Origin of the sequence: Marinobacter algicola DG893, from assembly GCF_000170835.1 — a bacterium.
Lineage (GTDB): Bacteria > Pseudomonadota > Gammaproteobacteria > Pseudomonadales > Oleiphilaceae > Marinobacter > Marinobacter algicola.
The window spans coordinates 49,799-68,184 of the sequence record NZ_ABCP01000009.1; the positions used below are offsets into that span (position 1 = coordinate 49,799).

The window sequence follows — 18,386 nt, forward strand, 5'->3', positions numbered from 1 at the left end:
TAGGGTTTTTAATGAATACAGTCTCACAAAAGGAGGTATTCATGGCCTGCAGTAGCTGCTCCGCCCCCAACCCCAATACTCCCGCGCCAGGCTTTAGAAAAGCGTTGTGGATTGCACTTTGGGTCAACCTTGCAATGTTTTTAGTGGAAGGCATTGCCAGCCTTCAGTCCGGGTCCGTGTCGTTGATGGCCGATGCCATCGATTTCTTTGGCGATAGCGCCAACTACGTCCTGTCCCTGACCGTTCTTTCCATGGGTATGCTTTGGCGCGGTCGGGCCGCCCTGGTGAAAGGCATTACGATGGCCGTATTCGGTATCGTCGTACTGGCCCGGGCCATCTGGGTTCTTCAGAGTGGTATCACACCGGAGCCGCTGACCATGGGGGTCGTGGGTCTTATGGCACTGGTAGCGAACGTCATCGTGGCACTGATACTGTTCCGTTACCGGGAGGGCGATTCTGACATGCGCTCGGTGTGGCTGTGCAGTCGCAACGACGCCATTGGCAACGTCGCCGTGATGGGCGCAGCACTAGGGGTGTTCGGCACTGGAACCGCCTGGCCCGACCTGGCTGTGGCGACGATCATGGGTGGCCTGGCCATCACCGCGGGTATCAGTGTGGTGCGTCATGCCCGGAAGGACATTGAAGGCGCGAAACAGGGGTCAGTCAGTTCCGCCAGCCCGGAAGTCCGATAACTCGTACCGAAACTCGTCGTCGGCAATCATCTTGTGGCCGTCATAAAGGATATGACGGGGGAAGCCGTAGCGAGGGTCATATGCCACTTCCAGCCTGTGGGGATTCCTTGCTGAGGACTGCTCGATAAACTGCAAAAGCCCCTCAACGGTCAGCCTCTGGTCGTCCAACAGGTTCCGGTTCTGCAGGGGCTGCTCGAGGCCTTCAAGCTTCACGATCTCACCGGCCGATACCGAAACACGTATCGGCTGACGCAAGTCCGCAGGGCAAAAGCAGGTTTGCTGCACGGTCACCTGGTAGCCGTCCATCGCATGGCCGGCCCACAGTGTCTCAGCCTGCTCAAGAGTTTCCGGTGCCGGCAAGGGGGTATTCTCCGCACCAGCCTGGGACACGGAGGTTCCGCAGCCAGCCAGGGCGAAGCCGATCAGTAAAAGCGAAAGCCGCTGCGGGATCATACAGTCCGGCCCTGGCCACGCAGGCCCGCCGCGAATATTGCGACTACAAGCCACCACCAGGAAAAGGAGCCACCACCGCCACCTCCTCCGGAATCCGAGCCGGTGGCCTCCGGTGTGCCTGAGGGCGGTTCAGCGTCGTCCGGTGTTCCGGTCGCCCCAGAATCGTTGGCGGTAACCGCAATTTCCGTCAGCACCGAGTCGTTTACCGGCCGGATATCCTTAACGTCGCCGCTGTTGCTGACCAGGCTCACATTCTGCAGCAAACTGAACGTCGGGCGATCACCGGCAAGCGCCTGGACACTGAGTTGCAGCCCCGCTCGCGGCTGTATGTCTCCACAATCATAGGCATCGGCATCGGGACCGAGCAATGTACAGGCGATACGACCGACGCTGACACCCAGCAAGCGCCCCTCCTGATCACCGATGGACCCGGCAATGGCAAGGCTGTCGGCCGGCTCGGCGGCCTGACGATACGCGATGTCGAAATGCGCCTGAAACGACGACTGCGACTGGACCTCCACGGGGTTGCCGGATGCAGCGGCAAGCCCCGCATCCGCCGGGAAGTTGAAACACTGTTCAACGGCGGGAAGCTGGGAAATCCTGCTTGTGATGGCATCGTCCGAGCACTGGGAAAACCGAGTGGCCGAGTCAACAACATAAGGGCTCATGATGTTCACGCCTGCATCGCAACCATTATCCGACGAGTCATGGCTTGCCCCCAGGTTGTGACCGATTTCATGGGCGATCACAACGGCGGTGGTTGCATTGGAGTTATAGGCATTGGTAATACCAGACGCATAACCTTGCGAGTAACACACTGTACCAACCCAGGCCAGGCCCGCCGTGGAGCCATCGAAATCACGACCGCTGATCAGGTGGAATATCGACCGTTCGCTTTCCAGGAACGGTAAGCTGCGGTTATCCCGCCGAGCAGTCACGTCGTCCAGCAGGGTTCCTGCATCCGTGGTGCCGTTGAACGTACCCGGCCCCGTGAACGTCAGTGACAACGTATCGAACACAATGCCGAACTGGTCGGCGTAGAAGCCCTCCACCATATTCAGAATCGCTCCCGCCCGGCCCTCATAGTCGTTCGGGAAGCGGTCCTGGAACTGCTGATCAAACGCCAGCTCAAGTTCCAGCATCAGGCAGGCACCGTCCACCTTGGTAGTGCAAAGTGTGTCGTAACTGGCGGAGATCGCCTGCGCCATGGCACGACCGGTCAGGCTTTGCGGGGTGATGAGTGTCTGGCCATGGATATGGTCCAGGCCACACTGCGGCGCCTCCAGCTGGCTGGCGCTAAAGCTGGTTACGCGGCTGGCACGAGGGGCACCACCAATGGCATGCATACGCCCGAAAACGTACACCAAACCTTCCCAACCGCTGTCCAGGCGCGAGACTCTCACCCAACTGTCCGGGTCTTCCGGGAAGTGTCCTTTATAATGGGTGCCAGCAAGCTCGGAATCCCGGGCGTTGTCCACCCGCCGGTTCTCCTCAAGCACCGCTTCGTAGCCATGGCCGTCGATCCAGATATCACGAACCATGCTGGTTTCCGCCGCCACAGGGGTTACAGCAAGGAGCATGAGGGTGATTATGGCCGCAACAATCTGTATAAACTTGAAATGCATTGAACATCCCTGTTTTGTCGTTAAAGGGGGGTGCACAAAATCTAATCAATTTGCAAACAGGGCACCAGGCGTTTTGTGCAACGCCGTGTATATATGGTCAACACACGATCACCACAAATGTTCCCTTACTGGCCGAGATTCACGGCACTGGCAGCGCTGCTGGTCGCTGCTTTCCTGTGGCCGGCAAGCATTCTGGAATGGTCTCGTGAGGGCATTCCTGGCGGCGAGTACTGGCGACTGTTCACCGGTCACTGGGTTCACCTCGGCCTGAACCACCTGCTACTCAACCTGGCAGGGCTACTGGTAACCGGCCTGCTGTTCACAAGGCACCCACCCCTACCGGCCTGGATAAGCTACCTGATTCTCTCCCCTCTCGCCATCTCTTCAGGTCTGTTTCTGGCGGCGCCCGAGGTCGACTGGTATCGGGGTTTTTCAGGCTGTCTTCATGGGCTTCTGGTGTTTACAGCCGTGTTTAATATCAAAACGGATACCCGCTGGAGCATCACCATACTGGCATTCATTCTGCTAAAGATGGCAACGGAGGTGTTTCTATATCCGGCGGCCGGCGAAAACCCATTGATTGGTGGCCATGTCATCGTCCAATCCCACTGGCTTGGCGCGCTCACCGGCCTGATAACGGGCTTGTTCACCTTACGCGCAGCACCCCGGGTTACGGCATAACCAGGGCCACCATCACCGGTATAAACAGCAGGGCAAACAAAGTGCTTAGCAGAGCAGTGCCGGCGGCCTGTTTTGGCGCGGTGTCCAGCATCGTGGCAATCACCACGGTATTGGCGGCAATGGGCGTTATGGAGATCAGGAAAATCGCTTGGTAGACGGCCAGGTTGTAGATACCAAAGAAACGGGCATCCAGCCACCAGAGCACGATGGCCGCCAACGGCCAGGACACGAACTTGCCGAAGAACGCCAGGCCGGTAAAGCGCAGGTTACCCGCCAGCCCGCGAAAACTGAGAATTCCCATACCAATAATCATCATGCCAAGGACGCTATAGGCACCGCGAAGGTTGTCGAAAAGTGGCGTAAAAACGTCCGGGATGGAGAATCCGTTCAGATTCAGCACAACCGCCAACATGAATGCGTAGACCGAAGGCAGCCGCGCCACCCTGACCAGGGAGTCCCTGAGGCTGTATCGACCCCGGGCAGCCAGATAAAAGCCCACAGAGTTTTCGAACAGCGTCGTACCCAGCATGCACACGATATAAAGCGCCAGGCCTTCCTGGCCAAACAGCAGCAATGCCACCGGTATGCCAAAATAACCGGTATTGCCCGTGCCCACCGACAACGGAATAAGACTGGCGCTGCCGTCCGATATAATCCCGCGGGCAATCCTCATGTGGGCAAAACCAAGTACCGAGCACAGCGTAAAAACCAGCAGTGGCAACAGGATCACTTCCATCGACAGCGGTGCCGCCATAACGCCGGAAAACACCACAGAGGGCGTTACGATGTAGAGCATGATACCGGCGATGTGTTTACCGCTGGCCTGGAGATAACGCCCGGCAACCCAACCCAGGGCAACCGTGATATACAGGGGGAGCAGTTTATAAAACAGTGCGAGGGCCGCGGCCATGCCGACTCCGGTAGAGATCAAGAAAGGCACCGAGTTTAACACCGGCAGGAATATTGATTCAGCCGCTAAGACAAACTGGTTTAATTTATTTTAAATGTATCTATCCAGATGCCACACTCCAACAACCAACCCAGCCAAGGTGCTCCATGAAACAGGAACCGATTGCCAGCTCATCGCCCCCTTGCATGCTGGCAGAGCGACACCGGGATATTATCTGGCATGAGCCCGCGCCGGAGTCCCACGCCTTACTCAGCGGGCTTAGCCACTGCTTTGGCATTCATCTCAGCAACGACAGCAACAGTCCCCAACAGCGCTTCGTCAGTGAGTTGGGCGGCCTGTTCCAGAAGTGCCGGGTGGACGCTGAAACCGATCTGGAGCGGCACAACCGCCCCTGGGGTAATGTATACCTGATCCAGCACGGCGTGCTTCGGCTGTTCCGGGAATCACTGGCGGGAAAAGTGGCCATCCACCATTTTTTCACCGAAGGCGACCTGATCTGGCCTGTTTTCGGCAGAAGCCGAACTTCCCGCAACACTCTATGCCTCACAGCCGTTACCCCTGCAACCCTCTGGGTAGCCGACTTTTCCTCGTTCCGGGCGGCGGTTCAGGCGCAGGGGGATGGCGCCTGGGAAAAGTTCGCCATTGTGCTGACGGAGGAAGTCGCCGAGTTGACCAGCATGAGGGAATTCCGCAAGCAAACCATGCCAGCTCAGGAGCGTTACCGGCTACTGCTGGACGAATATCCTGAACTGATCAAGCGGGTGCCGGACAACCAGTTGGCGTCCTGGCTGGGCGTGGTTCCGGCAACCTTCTCAAGGCTGAAGAAGGCCACCGGCAACGGCCGCGGCTCGGGATAATTCATCGAATAGCGTTATTTCAGGTTCAGGCTGAACAACACGTCACACTTCGTCTATTGCGTACACCTGTACGCTGAAGTACCGTATCGGCATGACAGAACCGAACCAGGCCCCCATGAAAGCTCGCGACAACCCCGAAGAATCCGTCCATCACCGTATCGAGGAATGGTTGAACAGCGCCACCCATGGTCTGGGCGCCCTTCTTAGCGTGATCGGTACAATTGCATTGATCGTCGCGGCCAGCCAACTGGGGGATGTCTGGAAGATCGTCAGCTTCAGCATCTTTGGCGCTTCCCTGATCATGCTTTACCTGGCATCAGCGCTTTACCATGGCGCCCGCCACCCCAGGCTACGGGCGCTGTTCAAGACTCTGGATCACTGCGCCATTTTCCTGTTGATTGCCGGCACCTACACCCCTTTCCTCCTCGTCAATATGCGCGGCACCAGCGGCTGGACGCTGTTTGCCATCATCTGGTCCCTGGCTGCGACCGGCGTGGTTCTGAAAGTCATCTTCCAGAACCGCTTCAAACTGGCACGTGTAGGTATCTACATTGCCATGGGCTGGCTGATCACCTTCGCCTCATCAGACCTGGTGGCGAGTATCAGCGATACAGCTCTCTACCTGACCATCGCGGGTGGCGTGGTCTACACCGTCGGTGTCGGCTTCTACCTCGCGGACCGCATTCCCTACATGCATGCGGTATGGCACCTGTTCGTCATCGGCGGCAGCGCCCTGCACTTCAGCGCGATCTACTACGGTGTCCTGCCCCATACACTGTGACAATGCGGCCGTGCCATAGCGACCTGACGAGCCCGATTTTGGTTATACTGTAGAACCTCACCACGTCGGGAGCCGAGCAATGGCAAAGTGGCTGGTTAAGACCGAACCGTCCGAATGCAGCATCGATGACTTTGAGAACGCACAGGTTCAGACCATCCCCTGGGACGGAGTGCGCAACTATCAGGCGCGAAATTTCCTGCAGGAAATGGCCGAGGGGGACGACGTGTTTGTTTATCACTCCAGCTGCAAACACATTGGCGTGGCAGGGATTGTCCGCGTCGTCACGTCCGCCTATCCGGACCCGACCCAGTTCCGGGCAGATTCGCCTTACTACGACCCCAAAAGCACACCGGAAAAGCCCCGCTGGCAGGCCGTGGATATGGCCTTTGAGAAAAAGCTCCCGCGACTGATCCCACTGGATGAAATCAAGTCTCTCCCGGGCCTTGAGGGCCTGGCGCTGATCAGGCGTGGCAACCGCTTGTCGGTGATGCCCGTTACCGAACAACAGTGGCAGATCATACTCGCCAACGCCTGAGCGCAGTTCCCGCTACCCAATCCAGCCCACTCCCTTTAGAATTCAGGCTCCGCGATCGTTATGGAGTGCCTGTTTTCCCATGTCCGCCCAACCAAGCCCCTCAACCGGATTCGAACAACTGCGCCGCATAGAGTCCAGCCGGATATTCCAGAGCGTGGTTATCGGCATTATCATCCTGTCGGCGCTCACCATTGGCGCAAAGACCTATGAACTACCGCCGTTGGTGGAGGGTTCCCTTAGCGTGATGGACAACGCCATCACCTTGTTTTTCCTGATAGAAATCCTGTTCCGCTTTGCCGCCTGCCCCAACAAGAAACGCTTTCTGATGGATGGCTGGAACCTGTTCGATACGCTGGTCGTCGTTGGCAGCCTCATCCCACTGGACAACTCCGACGCCGTGCTGCTTGGCCGGTTGTTGCGTGTGTTCCGGGTGTTGCGCCTGGTCTCTGTGGTGCCAGAGCTGCGATTCCTGATCAACTCTCTGCTGAAAGCCATCCCGCGCATGGGCTACATCGCCCTGTTGATGTTTATCATTTTCTACATTTATGCGGCCATGGGCTCAATGTTCTTTGCGGACGTGGACGAGACTCTTTGGGGCGATGTCGCCATTGCCATGCTCACGCTGTTCCGGGTGGCAACCTTCGAGGACTGGACAGACGTGATGTATGCCACGATGGAACCATACCCGCTAAGTTGGCTCTACTATCTAACGTTTATCTTTCTGACCGCGTTCGTATTCCTCAACATGATGATCGGGGCGATCCTGGAAGTCATGAGTGAGGAACAGAACGCGGAGCAGGCCCAGAAAGCCCACGATGAACGGGACGAGATCGCACGTCAGTTAAAGGCGGTCCAGGAACAGTTGCAGGAACTGACGAAGCAGGTATCCGAAAAATCCGGGGGGCGCTGACCGCCAGAGAAAATTCGTACCTGACTGCAAACTGCAACCAATGGTCAATAGCCTTAGCGGCAATACCAGCTAAAGTATAAGAAACCATTTTGTAACAGGAACACTGGCATTATGACCCCTGATCACTTTACCAAGGCCGACCTGGAAGCCTGCGGACAAGGCACTCTCTTTCCCGGCAAGATGCGGCTGCCCATCAACGAAATGCTGATGATGGACCGCGTTACCCATTTCAGCGAAACCGACGGGCTCTATGGCAAAGGCAGCATCGTTGCGGAGCTGGACATCAACCCGGACCTCTGGTTCTTCAAGGTTCACTTTGTGGATGATCCGGTCATGCCCGGATGCCTGGGCCTGGACGCCATGTGGCAGTTGGTGGGTTTTTTCCTGGCAGCCACCGGAGGTGAAGGCAAGGGTCGCGCGCTGGGAAGCGGTGAGGTGAAGTTTTCTGGCCAGGTGCTACCCACGAACAAACTCGTTCGGTATCACCTCGACATCAAACGGGTCATCCGCCGCAAGCTTACCATGGCCATTGCCGATGCCCGCATGGAAGTGGATGGCCGGGAGATATACACCGCCAAAGACCTGAAGGTCGGCATGTTCAATTCTACGGATGACTTCTAGGAGCCATTAAATGCGTCGTGTTGTTATTACAGGCATGGGAATCGTCTCCAGCCTCGGAACCAATCAAGACGAAGTAACCCGGTCCCTGCGGGAATCAATTCCTGGCATTGGTTTTAGCCAGGAAGCTAAGGACAACGGTCTGCGCAGCCATGTGTGCGGGCAGATTGACCTGAACCTGCCGGAACTGATTGACCGCAAACTGATGCGCTTCATGTGCCCGGCCTCAGGTTACACCTATCTGGCAATGAAAGAAGCCATTGAGCAGGCCGGGCTAACAGAAGAGCAGATCCGCGCCAACTCAACCGGCGTTATTACCGGCGCTGGCGGTGCATCAACGGTGGAGCTGATGGATGCAATCGATACCCACCGCGAGAAAGGCATCCGTCGTGTAGGGCCTTATCGAGTACCCCGCACCATGGGCAGTGCTATCAACGCCTCTCTTTCCACGGCATTCGGCATTACCGGCATCAACTACGGCATCACCTCAGCCTGTGCCACCAGCGCCCACTCCATCGGCCACGCCGCCGATATGATTGCGCTGGGTCGCCAGGACGTGATGTTTGCCGGAGGCGGTGAAGACATCCACTGGACGCTGAGCCTGATGTTCGACGCCATGGGTGCGCTCTCCACCAAATACAACGACACCCCCGGAAAAGCCTCCCGCACCTACGATCGGGATCGGGACGGTTTCGTCATCTCCGGTGGCGGCGGCATTCTGGTACTGGAAGCCCTGGAGCATGCAGAAGCACGTGGGGCCAACATTCTGGCCGAACTGGTCGGCTTCGGTGCAACCTCTGATGGCGCCGATATGGTCGCACCCAGTGGCGAAGGCGCCATTCGCTGCATGCAACAGGCGATGAAGAATGTCGATGGCGAAATCAGCTACATCAACACCCACGGCACCAGCACGCCGGCGGGAGATGTCACCGAACTCAAAGCGCTGAAGGAAACCTTTGGCGACAAGATACCGCCACTGAGTTCAACCAAGCCACTTTGCGGCCACGCTCTGGGCGCAGCCGGTGTGCACGAAGCCATCTACAGCCTGATCATGCAGCGGGGGAACTTTATTGCGCCATCTGCCAATATTGAGAACCTGGATGAAGGCGCCGAAGGCTACCCCATCGTGAGAGAGCGACAGGACAACGTGGACCTGCCTCTGGTGATGAGCAACAGCTTTGGATTCGGCGGCACCAACGGCACGCTGATCTTCAAGAAAGCCTGACCACCAGGCAGAAAAACGCCGGGGCAGACACGAATTCGCTGCCCCGGCTTTTTCGATATCCTTTAAGCCACCCTCTAACTAAGCAACCCTCGAGCGGTAGGCTCCTGGCGATTTACCCATCCAGCGTTTGAACGCACGGCTGAAGGCACTGAGCTCGGAGAACCCAAGTTGTTCAGCGATTTCCACCAGGGGCTTGCTGCGGTCCTTCAGGTAGGCCAGCGCCCGTTCACGCCTGATATCCTCCAGCAACGCTGCAAAGGTCAGGTTTTCTTCTTTCAATCTTTTGTGAAGCGTATGCCGGCTCATGTGCAGTTGAGAGGCAACAGCCTCCACCCCTACCCGACCACGTTCCAGATGCCCGGCAATCAACGAAGTCACTCGCGCACTGAACGGTGCCACAGCCGCGCGGGGCTTCATCGGTTCTGAGTGCATGTCACGGTCTCCTGATCATTCCCTGCAGGCATGCTTTACCTGCGCTGGTCAGCGTACACATGTTAGCCGAAAATAACCATATTGGGCTTTAGTCGCAGACAGGAAGGCACACATCGCCTAATGGCACAAAGATCCGGGCTATCGACCCGATTACCGCACCCTTAGTGCCACAAGGGTCGATTAAGGTATAATCACGACACACGCAATTTAATACCTGACTATTTTACTCTGGTATTGTATACTCACTCACCAGAAGAAACGGATATTGCCCTTGATTTTCAACAGGGCCGCACCCAATCCGTCATCCAAAAAACCGATTGCAGGGCGCACCCAGTTTTGGGGAGATCACTGCAACGCATGAATTAATGACATCCGCCCGGCGGCATTGAACACAACACCGTCGGCGACACCAGGGGCCAACAAGGCCCGAGATGAGAGAATACGGAGCGACGATCATGGCGACCACCGATAAAGAGGTGAACGAGCTGATCAAACGGGAATACGAACACGGTTTTGTAACAGACATCGAAGCCGACACGTTCGAGCCCGGCCTGAATGAAGACGTCATTGCCCGCCTTTCCGCCATCAAGAAAGAGCCGGAATGGATGCTGGAATGGCGCCTGAAAGCCTACCGTCGCTGGCTGGAAATGGACGAGCCGGACTGGGCACACGTGGGTTACCCGAAAATCGACTACAACTCGATTTCCTATTACTCCGCGCCCAAGCGCAAAGAAGATATGCCCCAGAGCCTCGACGAAGTCGACCCGGAGCTGCTCAAGACCTACGAGAAACTGGGCATCCCCCTGCACGAGCGTGAAAAGCTTGCTGGCGTGGCCGTTGATGCCGTCTTCGACTCCGTTTCCGTAGCGACCACCTTCAAGGAGCCGCTGGCCAAAGCTGGCGTCATCTTCTGCTCCATTTCGGAGGCCATCCAGGATTACCCGGAACTGGTAAAAAAATATCTCGGCTCTGTGGTTCCTGCAGGCGACAACTTCTTCGCCGGCCTGAACTCCGCCGTGTTTTCAGATGGCACGTTCGTGTACGTACCCAAGGGCGTGCGCTGCCCTATGGAGCTGTCCACCTACTTCCGCATTAACGCGGCCAATACCGGGCAGTTCGAGCGCACCCTGATCATCGCCGAGGACAGCAGCTACGTCAGTTATCTGGAAGGCTGCACTGCGCCGATGCGCGACGAAAACCAGCTTCACGCAGCGGTGGTTGAGCTGGTGGCCCTGGACGATGCCCAGATCAAGTACTCCACGGTGCAGAACTGGTACCCGGGCGACGAGAACGGCAAAGGCGGTATCTTCAACTTCGTCACCAAACGTGGCGCCGCTATTGGCAAAAACTCAAAAATTTCCTGGACCCAGGTTGAGACCGGCTCTGCCGTCACCTGGAAGTACCCGAGTTGCGTGCTCCGCGGCGACAACAGCGTGGGCGAGTTCTACTCGGTGGCGCTGACCAACAACTTCCAGCAGGCGGACACCGGCACCAAGATGATCCATCTGGGCAAGAACACGTCCAGCACCATCATCTCCAAGGGCATTTCCGCCGGCAAAAGCTCCAACGCCTATCGCGGGCTGGTGAAGTTCGGCCCCGGAGCGGAAGGCGCGCGCAACTACACCCAGTGTGATTCGCTGCTGATCGGCGACCGCTGCGGGGCTCACACCTTCCCGTACATCGAGAGCAAGAACAAGTCAGCCATCGTTGAGCACGAGGCAACCACCTCCAAGGTCAGCGACGAGCAGATGTTCCTCTGCCGTCAGCGTGGTATCGACCCGGAGCAGGCGGTTTCCATGATCGTGAACGGCTTCTGTAAAGAGGTGTTCAAGGAGCTGCCGATGGAGTTCGCTGTGGAAGCTGGCAAGTTGCTTGAGGTTAGTCTTGAGGGATCTGTTGGTTAACAACCAACAGACAGCCCCGCACCGGAATTCAGAAAACAGAGAGAGAAATCGTCAAATGCTGAGCATCAAGAACCTGCACGCATCTGTTGAGGGTGAAGAGATCCTCAAGGGCATCAACCTGGAGATCAAGGCCGGGGAAGTTCACGCCATCATGGGCCCGAACGGCTCTGGCAAGAGTACCTTGTCCCAGGTATTGGCAGGTAACGAGACGTTTGAGGTAACTCAGGGCGAAATCAGCCTGAACGGCGAGAACCTGCTGGACCTTGAAACCGAAGAGCGGGCTCGTGAAGGTATTTTCCTGGCGTTCCAGTATCCGGTGGAGATTCCCGGCGTCAGCAACCTGCAGTTCCTGCGCACCGCCGTCAACGCCATGCGCACACACCGTGGCGAGCCGGAAATGAACGCCGCAGAGTTCATGAAGCTGGCCAAAGAAGTGTCCAAACAGGTGGATCTGGACCCCGCGTTTCTCAAACGTGGCGTCAACGAAGGCTTCTCCGGTGGCGAGAAGAAACGCAATGAGATTCTTCAGGCGCTGTTACTGCAGCCCAAATTGGCGATTCTGGATGAGACAGACTCCGGGCTCGACATTGACGCCCTGCAGGTGGTTTCCAAGGGCGTTAACGCCCTGCGCGCCGAAGACCGTGCGATTCTGATGGTGACTCACTACCAGCGCCTGCTGAACCACATCGTGCCGGACCATGTTCACGTGCTGGCCGGTGGCAGGATCGTCAAATCCGGGGGGCGCGAACTGGCCCTTGAGCTCGAAGAGCGTGGTTACGGCTGGCTCGGCGTGAAAGACGAAGAAGCCACCCCCAGTGCAGCCAGCTAAGGAGGCCGTGGAATGAAACCAGCACCAACCATTTCCAGCGCCTTCCTCGAGCCGGGCGGGCATTCGCTGCCCGAGCCGTTGCTTGAGCTGCGCAAACAACGGGGTACGGCACTGGTGGACATGCCACTGCCGACCCGCAAAACCGAGAACTGGAAATACTCCAGCCGGCACCTGAAGCTGACCGACGAACTGGCCACTACCCTGCCGGCAACCGGCAAGGATGGCTACAGCTTGTCGATTCCCGGGTATCGCGTGGTGTTCCACAACGGCGTGATGATTCCGGAAGCCTCGGACTTTCCGGACCTGGACGGCATCCGCATTCAACGCTTCGCAGATCTGGATGATGACGAAGCCGCGGCCCTGGCCGAACGCCTGGACAACACGCTGGACACCCGTGCCGTACAGATGGCGCGACTGAATTCCGCCCGCTTTGAAGACGGCCTCTATATCCAGCTGGACAAGGAAGCGGTTCTCGATCAGCCGTTGTTCATCGTGCATGAAGTGACCGGCACGGCTTCCGGCTCGGCGTACCCGCGGATTTATGTAGATGCGGCACGTCACAGCCAGATTACGGTGGTAGAGGAATACCTCTCCAGCGGCGAGGAGCCGGTCATGGTGGATACCGTCACCGAGTTTGTTTTGGCAGACGGAGCCCAGGTCACGAATGTACGGCTGGTCATGGAAGGCGAAAATGTACAGCACATCGGGGCGACCGGTGTCCGCCAGGCCGCCAACTCCCGCTTCGAGAGCCACTGCGTGGGCTTCGGTGGACCACTGCGTCGCCATGACCTGCAGGTTCGGCTGGAAGGCGAAGGCGGCGAGTGCAAGCTGAACGGCGTGGTTGTCACCCAGGGCAAACAGCACTACGACAACCACACCTCCATTGAACACGTTGCCGCCCACTGCGACAGCGAGGAAACCTATCGCAATATCGCTGCGGACGAATCCCATGCCGTGTTCAATGGCCGCATCCATATCCATGAGGATGCCCAGAAGTCCAACGCGAACATGAACAACAAGAACCTGTTGCTCTCCACCGGCGCCGAGATCGATACCAAGCCCGAGCTGGAGATCTACGCGGACGATGTCAAATGCGCCCATGGCGCAACAATCGGCCAGCTTGACAGAATTTCCCTGTTCTATCTGGTATCTCGTGGCATTGGGCGTCGTGAGGCCAATACCCTTTTGACGATGGCCTTTATTAATGAACTTGTTGAACAGATTCCGGTTCAGGCCGTCAAAGACGCTGCCCAGCTCCGGCTGAATGAATTTTTCGATCAGACGTTTCAGGAGGCCTGACCGGTTATGACAGACCTTTCCATGGCCAAAAAGTCGGGCACTGCGGCGTTCGACGTCGAGGCCATCCGCCGGGACTTTCCGATTCTTGATCAGCAGATCAACGGCAAGCCCCTCGTGTATCTGGACAACGGCGCTTCGTCACAAAAGCCCATCGCCGTGCTGGACGCCATGGATCGCTATTACCGGGAAATGCATTCCAACGTCCATCGGGGAGCCCATACGCTTGGCGACCGCGCCACCAGCGCCTTCGAGGGCGCCCGGGAGAAGGTTCGCGCGTTCCTGAACGCTGACAGCACCCGCGAGATTATCTGGACCCGTGGCACCACCGAGGCCATCAACGTGGTGGCCAATGGCCTGGCCGGCCGCCTCAAGCCTGGTGACGAAATTCTCGTCAGCCATATGGAACATCACGCCAACATCGTGCCCTGGCAGATGGTGGCCGAGCGCACGGGCGCGAAGGTGGTTCCCATCCAGATCACTCCACAGGGTGAATTGGATCCGGACTCGTTCAATAGTTTGCTGGGCGACCGCACCCGGGTACTGGCACTGACGCACGTGTCCAACGTCCTGGGCACGGTGAACCCGATTGCACCGCTGATTGAGCAGGCCAAGGCTCACGGCGTGATCACCGTTATCGATGGCGCACAGGCGGTGCCGCACTTCCAGCCGGACGTACAGGCTCTGGGCTGTGATTTCTACGTGTTCTCGTCCCACAAGCTGTTCGGCCCGACGGGCGTTGGCGTGCTGTACGGCAAGGCCCAGTTGCTGGAAGAAATGCCCCCGTTCCAGGGTGGCGGTGAAATGATTGAGCGGGTGTCGTTCGAGCGCACCACCTGGAACGTGCTGCCTTACAAGTTCGAGGCCGGCACACCGCCGGTTGCCGAGGCCATCGGCCTGGGCGCGGCCATTGATTATCTGGGCAACCTGGATCGCAATGGCATGGAAGCGTCGGAAAACGCGCTTCTCACCCGCGCCAACGAACTGGTCGAGTCGGTCCCGGGCATGGAAATCATCGGTACGGCCAGCCAAAAGGTGCCGGTCATGTCCTTTAAAATCGCCGGCCTGCACCCCAGTGATATAGGAACGCTGCTGGATCAGCAGGGCATCGCGATTCGCACTGGCCACCACTGCGCCATGCCGCTGATGGACTTTTACGGGGTTCCCGGTACAGCCCGGGCGTCCTTTGCGTTTTACAATACGCTGGAGGAAGTGGAACAATTATTCACTGCCCTGCAGAAAATCCAGCGTCTGTTTGCCTGATGGAGGTGGAAATATGACAGCCGAAGTCTTCACACCAACCGTGGCGGTCACCATGACCCCGACAGCGGTGAAACACGTACGCAAACAACTGGACAAGAAGCCTGAGGCGAAAGGTATCCGCCTGGCGATCAAGAAAAGCGGCTGTTCCGGCTTCAAGTATGAAACCCAGTGGGTGGAAGAAGCCGCAGCGGACGACAAGGTGTTTCACATCGACGGTGTGGACGTCTTTGTAAAGGAAGAGCACCTGCCTCTGGTGAACGGCATTGAAATTGATTTCGTGACCGAAGGGGTGAACTCCCTGTTCCAGTTCCGGAATCCGAATGCGACGGCAGAGTGCGGTTGTGGCGAGAGCTTTACAGTCGCCTGAACCCGACAAACCAGATAGCGAATACGAGGCCCATTAAGGCATGCAAGAACGGGAAGTGGTCCTGACCAAACGCGAAGTAGAGGCGCGCCTGGTGCCCGCCGGAACCGAAATCATGATTCCGTCGGACACCTTCGTCACCATCACACAGTCACTGGGTGGTAGCTTCACCGTGGCCGTGAACGGCAACCTCGCTCGTATTGAAGGCCACAATGCCGATGCCCTGGGCAAGAAACCCCTTGAAAGCAGCTTCGACACCCCTGAAGACGGTACGGTGAACGAAAACCAGGTGTGGGAAGCGATGCGCAACTGCTACGACCCGGAAATTCCGGTCAACGTGGTGGAGCTGGGCCTGATCTACGAGTGTGAAATACAGAATGGCACGGAAGACGGCAACCATGTGTACGTCAAGATGACACTCACGGCCGCCGGCTGCGGCATGGGCCCGGTGATCACTGAAGACGTCAAGACCAAGCTTGAGCATGTACCCAATGTGGACAAGGTGACCGTCGAACTGACCTTCGATCCACCCTGGAACAATGACATGCTCACCGACGAAGCCAAGCTTGAATTGGGGATGCTGTAATGACTGCCGCTGAACAGGAGTTTTTGAACAATCCGCTCGGGAAAGACACCACCCTCGAAGACGTCCTCGATGGCTTTGAATTCCTGGACGACTGGGAAGAGCGTTACGCGTTCATTATCGACCTTGGCAAGCAGCTACCGGCATTTCCGGACGACGAGCGCAGGGAAGAGAATTACGTTCACGGCTGTCAGAGCCAGGTGTGGCTGATCCATCATTACGATGAGCAAAGTGGCAAGCTGTACCTGCTGATTGACTCTGACGCCATCATCGTTCGCGGCCTTGCCGCCATTATCCTGGTGGCCCTGAATGGCAAGTCTCCCAGGGACCTGCTGGCCACGGACATCGACGAGCTGTTCGAACAACTGGATCTGTTCCGCCACATCTCGCCCACACGGGGCAACGGCCTGAGAGCCATGGTTGGCAAAATCCGGGATGTGGCTGCGGAAACCGCCGCAGCGTGATTGAGCAGCCCTACCAGACGATAGCCACGTCATCCCGCTGTATATTAATCAGCCCGCCAAAGACAGGAATGCTGCCGTTACTGAAATCCGGGTGAACGTTGTTCACTGTCATGGTGGCGCGGCTGTCCACCAGTTCCGGGGTCGCCCCGGGTGAATCGAAGAAACTGGCACTGCGATAGAGTTTCAGCTCATCCCCCGGGCGCAAGCCTGCCGTGGCTCCGGAATCGAGCGTGACCTTGTTACCGTCGACTCTCGTCACCCGCGTGATGAATGGCTGACAAGCAAGCGCATCATTGACCGCGGACACCATGTTGTTCATCAATCCCGCAACAGCCTGTCCGTACTCGGTTTCCCGGAAACCCGCCGACCCGAACCCATCAGAAGACCCCGGCCCAGCATTCCAACGTGCCTCCGCCGAAAACCGCTCCTGATAGACAGGTGCGCCGCTGAAGCCGTCATAAACCATCATGTCCACCACAAACCGCCGGTTCTGGTTCGCCGCACCAATGCCCCGTTGCAGGCGGTCGATAACAGAACTTCCCCAGGCGTCCGGGTCAGACACGCCAACATCACGGATGACACCGGTAACCACAAACTGCACCCCAAGCTCGCGAGCCACCTGGATCACGTTGCTCAATCGATTGTTGAATTTCTGGTGCGTTGGGGCATTAAGCAGGTCATCAAACAGGCGCTGGGTGGTCGCACCAAAAACCTGGAGTTGGCCACCACTCTGTAGATCTGCCTGCAACAATTGCGGCAAGACTTCGCCGGCATCCCCTATGCGCCCTATCCGGGCCTGATCCGGATACACCATGGGGAAACCGGTCACGGCCACGCGCTTTCTCAACTCTGCGGCATCGCCGGCCTGGCACTGGCCGCCGGCCGACATGTCGGCGCGAACCGTGACACGTAACAGATTGCCCCGCCGGTACTCGTCCACCACTTCAACGGACTTTGCCCGCGCTGACGAGGCAACCTGTAGGCGGGATTCCGTCACCACACCGTTTTCCATGGTGTCGCGGCTACTGATCCTGGCTTCGTACTGCAGGGAAACATCCCTTAACGCCGCCTTCTTAGCCTCCTGCCGTGCGCTGTCGACGTCATCGTTGTAAATGGTGGCGTGGCCGACGCCCTCCAGCACCACTGCCTGGGCACCGCCACACGCAAACACCAACAGCGCTGTGACCACGGAAATAGCCAGTTTCATGGGAAATCGTTCTCTTATTCGAGGTAGTAGAGGGAATCAACGCCCCGACTCTGGAAATCTCCGGCGCTGTCGTTGCCTCTGGGCATCGGAATTGGGCACAGGTCCTGCACTTCCCGATCGGTTACGCGGGAAACACAGGCACGGAACCTGGGCTCCAGCTTGAGTTCCATAACGGTTTCCACCACGCCGTCACTGTGTTCATTCACGGCAACCATTTTGGCGCCACGGATGTAGCTATCAACGTAGGTGCGGAACATATCGTTCTGCAATACGAAATCGTTAACCGTTGAGCTGCCGTAGATCACGGTGCCATAAACCCGTTCCGCCAGGTTGCGATAGGCATCCAACTGGGACGCACGCCGGGCAAGCAGGCGCTTACGCGTGTTCAGGCGATCTTTCGACACTTGCTCATAGGTTCCGAAGCCGCTAACCCTCACCGTAATCGGGTCCAGTTCGGTCTGCTGCCGGTCAGCACTGGCGTTCCGGTGCTGGCCCACGGGGGCGCAGCCGATCATTGTTACCACCAGCGCAGGTATCAGTATCCGCCGCAGGGTCATGTTGGTTCTCCGCAAAAAACATCTGTTCACTGCCCTTATGAAAAATTCACGCCAACCTTTGTAACCGACTGAATTCCATAATTTCATCTCCCACCGGGCCCGCCACACAGAAACCAGGCGGCAAAAAACTACCGCTATTTACAGTAAAAAAACAAACCGTTACCGCATCACCGGTGAGTCACGGTGGCAACTGAATTAAC

21 protein-coding genes are annotated in these 18,386 nt (G+C 57.6%); 15 read left to right on the top strand and 6 right to left on the bottom strand.

What is annotated here, in order from left to right:
• The first annotated feature begins 41 nt into the window (after window positions 1-41).
• A complete protein-coding gene (locus MDG893_RS08580; RefSeq protein WP_007153363.1) occupies window positions 42-692 on the top strand; it encodes a cation efflux transmembrane domain-containing protein in 651 nt (216 codons plus the stop codon).
• Here the strand turns inward: MDG893_RS08580 and MDG893_RS08585 are convergent.
• Together MDG893_RS08585 and MDG893_RS08590 are read right to left on the bottom strand one after the other, a co-directional pair.
• Window positions 660-1,145, bottom strand: coding sequence for a DUF6174 domain-containing protein (locus MDG893_RS08585; RefSeq protein ID WP_007153364.1), 486 nt, complete (start codon window positions 1,143-1,145; stop codon window positions 660-662). The genes MDG893_RS08580 and MDG893_RS08585 overlap by 33 nt on opposite strands.
• Window positions 1,142-2,770: a M12 family metallo-peptidase gene (locus tag MDG893_RS08590; RefSeq protein WP_007153365.1), complete on the bottom strand. Its 1,629-nt coding sequence runs from the start codon at window positions 2,768-2,770 to the stop codon at window positions 1,142-1,144. The genes MDG893_RS08585 and MDG893_RS08590 overlap by 4 nt, the downstream gene beginning before the upstream one ends.
• A 117-nt stretch (window positions 2,771-2,887) precedes the next feature.
• On the opposite strand from MDG893_RS08590, the gene rrtA reads away from it, so the two are divergent.
• Window positions 2,888-3,451: a rhombosortase gene (gene rrtA, locus MDG893_RS08595; protein ID WP_007153366.1), complete on the top strand. Its 564-nt coding sequence runs from the start codon at window positions 2,888-2,890 to the stop codon at window positions 3,449-3,451.
• Here rrtA and MDG893_RS08600 read toward each other — a convergent pair.
• Window positions 3,441-4,361 (bottom strand): AEC family transporter, encoded by a 921-nt coding sequence (locus tag MDG893_RS08600; protein WP_007153367.1) that lies wholly within the window; start codon window positions 4,359-4,361, stop codon window positions 3,441-3,443. The genes rrtA and MDG893_RS08600 overlap by 11 nt on opposite strands.
• A 146-nt stretch (window positions 4,362-4,507) precedes the next feature.
• Here MDG893_RS08600 and MDG893_RS08605 point away from each other — a divergent pair, with 146 nt between their 5' ends.
• The 6 genes from MDG893_RS08605 to fabB all read left to right on the top strand — a co-directional run bounded on the left by MDG893_RS08605 (window position 4,508) and on the right by fabB (window position 9,287).
• Window positions 4,508-5,218, top strand: a complete 711-nt coding sequence (locus tag MDG893_RS08605; protein ID WP_040474443.1) for a Crp/Fnr family transcriptional regulator — start codon at window positions 4,508-4,510, stop codon at window positions 5,216-5,218.
• Window positions 5,219-5,309: 91 nt separating this feature from the next.
• Window positions 5,310-5,999 carry a PAQR family membrane homeostasis protein TrhA gene (gene trhA, locus MDG893_RS08610; RefSeq protein ID WP_007153369.1) on the top strand — a complete coding sequence of 230 codons (690 nt, stop codon included), beginning with the start codon at window positions 5,310-5,312 and terminating at the stop codon, window positions 5,997-5,999.
• A 79-nt stretch (window positions 6,000-6,078) separates the two neighbouring features.
• Window positions 6,079-6,534 carry an EVE domain-containing protein gene (locus MDG893_RS08615; RefSeq protein WP_007153370.1) on the top strand — a complete coding sequence of 152 codons (456 nt, stop codon included), beginning with the start codon at window positions 6,079-6,081 and terminating at the stop codon, window positions 6,532-6,534.
• Between the two features lie 79 nt (window positions 6,535-6,613).
• Entirely contained in the window at window positions 6,614-7,444 is an 831-nt protein-coding gene (locus MDG893_RS08620; protein ID WP_007153371.1) for an ion transporter, read from the top strand.
• Between the two features lie 111 nt (window positions 7,445-7,555).
• Window positions 7,556-8,065 (top strand): bifunctional 3-hydroxydecanoyl-ACP dehydratase/trans-2-decenoyl-ACP isomerase, encoded by a 510-nt coding sequence (gene fabA / locus MDG893_RS08625; protein ID WP_007153372.1) that lies wholly within the window; start codon window positions 7,556-7,558, stop codon window positions 8,063-8,065.
• A 10-nt stretch (window positions 8,066-8,075) separates the two neighbouring features.
• Window positions 8,076-9,287 carry a beta-ketoacyl-ACP synthase I gene (fabB, locus tag MDG893_RS08630; protein WP_007153373.1) on the top strand — a complete coding sequence of 404 codons (1,212 nt, stop codon included), beginning with the start codon at window positions 8,076-8,078 and terminating at the stop codon, window positions 9,285-9,287.
• Between the two features lie 78 nt (window positions 9,288-9,365).
• Here fabB and MDG893_RS08635 read toward each other — a convergent pair whose 3' ends face one another.
• Entirely contained in the window at window positions 9,366-9,719 is a 354-nt protein-coding gene (locus MDG893_RS08635) for a helix-turn-helix transcriptional regulator (RefSeq protein ID WP_007153374.1), read from the bottom strand.
• 455 nt (window positions 9,720-10,174) lie between these two features.
• Between MDG893_RS08635 and sufB the strand changes: the two genes are divergently transcribed.
• The 7 genes from sufB to MDG893_RS08670 are packed head-to-tail and all read left to right on the top strand — an operon-like array spanning window position 10,175 to window position 16,422.
• Window positions 10,175-11,623 (top strand): Fe-S cluster assembly protein SufB, encoded by a 1,449-nt coding sequence (gene sufB / locus MDG893_RS08640; RefSeq protein ID WP_007153375.1) that lies wholly within the window; start codon window positions 10,175-10,177, stop codon window positions 11,621-11,623.
• A gap of 55 nt (window positions 11,624-11,678) precedes the next feature.
• Window positions 11,679-12,452 carry a Fe-S cluster assembly ATPase SufC gene (gene sufC, locus MDG893_RS08645; protein WP_007153376.1) on the top strand — a complete coding sequence of 258 codons (774 nt, stop codon included), beginning with the start codon at window positions 11,679-11,681 and terminating at the stop codon, window positions 12,450-12,452.
• Window positions 12,453-12,464: 12 nt separating this feature from the next.
• A complete protein-coding gene (gene sufD / locus MDG893_RS08650) occupies window positions 12,465-13,751 on the top strand; it encodes a Fe-S cluster assembly protein SufD (protein WP_007153377.1) in 1,287 nt (428 codons plus the stop codon).
• Window positions 13,752-13,757: 6 nt separating this feature from the next.
• Window positions 13,758-15,011: an aminotransferase class V-fold PLP-dependent enzyme gene (locus MDG893_RS08655; RefSeq protein ID WP_007153378.1), complete on the top strand. Its 1,254-nt coding sequence runs from the start codon at window positions 13,758-13,760 to the stop codon at window positions 15,009-15,011.
• Window positions 15,012-15,024: 13 nt separating this feature from the next.
• On the top strand, window positions 15,025-15,378 hold the full coding sequence (locus tag MDG893_RS08660; protein WP_007153379.1) for a HesB/IscA family protein: 354 nt from the start codon (window positions 15,025-15,027) through the stop codon (window positions 15,376-15,378).
• A 40-nt stretch (window positions 15,379-15,418) separates the two neighbouring features.
• Window positions 15,419-15,961 carry a putative Fe-S cluster assembly protein SufT gene (gene sufT, locus MDG893_RS08665; protein ID WP_007153380.1) on the top strand — a complete coding sequence of 181 codons (543 nt, stop codon included), beginning with the start codon at window positions 15,419-15,421 and terminating at the stop codon, window positions 15,959-15,961.
• Complete coding sequence (locus tag MDG893_RS08670; protein WP_007153381.1) at window positions 15,961-16,422, top strand: SufE family protein; 462 nt, start codon at window positions 15,961-15,963, stop codon at window positions 16,420-16,422. The genes sufT and MDG893_RS08670 overlap by 1 nt, the downstream gene beginning before the upstream one ends.
• A gap of 10 nt (window positions 16,423-16,432) precedes the next feature.
• On the opposite strand, the gene MDG893_RS08675 is transcribed toward MDG893_RS08670, so the two are convergent.
• Both MDG893_RS08675 and MDG893_RS08680 read right to left on the bottom strand, forming a co-directional pair.
• Complete coding sequence (locus tag MDG893_RS08675; protein ID WP_007153382.1) at window positions 16,433-17,629, bottom strand: flagella assembly protein FlgT; 1,197 nt, start codon at window positions 17,627-17,629, stop codon at window positions 16,433-16,435.
• A gap of 14 nt (window positions 17,630-17,643) precedes the next feature.
• Window positions 17,644-18,186, bottom strand: coding sequence for an LPP20 family lipoprotein (locus MDG893_RS08680; protein WP_007153383.1), 543 nt, complete (start codon window positions 18,184-18,186; stop codon window positions 17,644-17,646).
• Window positions 18,187-18,386: the final 200 nt, after the last annotated feature.

Coding starts and splice junctions, on each gene's coding strand:
- MDG893_RS08580 (WP_007153363.1), top strand. CDS start 42: ATGGCCTGCAGTAGCTGCTCCGCCCCCAACCCCAATACTCCCGCGCCA.
- MDG893_RS08585 (WP_007153364.1), bottom strand. CDS start 1,145: ATGATCCCGCAGCGGCTTTCGCTTTTACTGATCGGCTTCGCCCTGGCT.
- MDG893_RS08590 (WP_007153365.1), bottom strand. CDS start 2,770: ATGCATTTCAAGTTTATACAGATTGTTGCGGCCATAATCACCCTCATG.
- rrtA (WP_007153366.1), top strand. CDS start 2,888: ATGTTCCCTTACTGGCCGAGATTCACGGCACTGGCAGCGCTGCTGGTC.
- MDG893_RS08600 (WP_007153367.1), bottom strand. CDS start 4,361: ATGGCCGCGGCCCTCGCACTGTTTTATAAACTGCTCCCCCTGTATATC.
- MDG893_RS08605 (WP_040474443.1), top strand. CDS start 4,508: ATGAAACAGGAACCGATTGCCAGCTCATCGCCCCCTTGCATGCTGGCA.
- trhA (WP_007153369.1), top strand. CDS start 5,310: ATGACAGAACCGAACCAGGCCCCCATGAAAGCTCGCGACAACCCCGAA.
- MDG893_RS08615 (WP_007153370.1), top strand. CDS start 6,079: ATGGCAAAGTGGCTGGTTAAGACCGAACCGTCCGAATGCAGCATCGAT.
- MDG893_RS08620 (WP_007153371.1), top strand. CDS start 6,614: ATGTCCGCCCAACCAAGCCCCTCAACCGGATTCGAACAACTGCGCCGC.
- fabA (WP_007153372.1), top strand. CDS start 7,556: ATGACCCCTGATCACTTTACCAAGGCCGACCTGGAAGCCTGCGGACAA.
- fabB (WP_007153373.1), top strand. CDS start 8,076: ATGCGTCGTGTTGTTATTACAGGCATGGGAATCGTCTCCAGCCTCGGA.
- MDG893_RS08635 (WP_007153374.1), bottom strand. CDS start 9,719: ATGCACTCAGAACCGATGAAGCCCCGCGCGGCTGTGGCACCGTTCAGT.
- sufB (WP_007153375.1), top strand. CDS start 10,175: ATGGCGACCACCGATAAAGAGGTGAACGAGCTGATCAAACGGGAATAC.
- sufC (WP_007153376.1), top strand. CDS start 11,679: ATGCTGAGCATCAAGAACCTGCACGCATCTGTTGAGGGTGAAGAGATC.
- sufD (WP_007153377.1), top strand. CDS start 12,465: ATGAAACCAGCACCAACCATTTCCAGCGCCTTCCTCGAGCCGGGCGGG.
- MDG893_RS08655 (WP_007153378.1), top strand. CDS start 13,758: ATGACAGACCTTTCCATGGCCAAAAAGTCGGGCACTGCGGCGTTCGAC.
- MDG893_RS08660 (WP_007153379.1), top strand. CDS start 15,025: ATGACAGCCGAAGTCTTCACACCAACCGTGGCGGTCACCATGACCCCG.
- sufT (WP_007153380.1), top strand. CDS start 15,419: ATGCAAGAACGGGAAGTGGTCCTGACCAAACGCGAAGTAGAGGCGCGC.
- MDG893_RS08670 (WP_007153381.1), top strand. CDS start 15,961: ATGACTGCCGCTGAACAGGAGTTTTTGAACAATCCGCTCGGGAAAGAC.
- MDG893_RS08675 (WP_007153382.1), bottom strand. CDS start 17,629: ATGAAACTGGCTATTTCCGTGGTCACAGCGCTGTTGGTGTTTGCGTGT.
- MDG893_RS08680 (WP_007153383.1), bottom strand. CDS start 18,186: ATGACCCTGCGGCGGATACTGATACCTGCGCTGGTGGTAACAATGATC.